The sequence below is a fragment of the Bacillus sp. AFS073361 genome, assembly GCF_002567005.1.
GTDB lineage: Bacteria > Bacillota > Bacilli > Bacillales > Cytobacillaceae > Neobacillus.
In genome coordinates, this window is record NZ_NUZU01000171.1 from 1 (window position 1) to 255 (window position 255).

The 255-nt window shown below is 58.4% G+C and carries 1 protein-coding gene; it reads right to left on the reverse strand.

Annotated features, from left to right (window positions below):
• Window positions 1-255: hypothetical protein (locus tag COJ96_RS25860; protein ID WP_218936541.1), on the reverse strand; the 255-nt coding region annotated here is incomplete at both ends.

Here is a 255-nt window from a genome sequence, read left to right on the forward strand (position 1 = left end):
TACTCATTATTCGCCACCATCTGGCGCTGACCGTCCACGAATTGCCATGATGCGCCGCATTGTCCGGCCACGTTATCCATAAGATGCCGTGTCATGCCAAACAGCACCCTGCCCCTGGGGAATACGGTAACGGGCATTTCAGGCGTCAGACCCTCGGTCGCGCCTTTGGCCTCGAAGTCTTTCATCAGCGCGCGGTTCACGTCAGCGACCGTGTAACCGGCTGCCAGCGTCTGCGAGGTTATGCTGGTGGCAAAA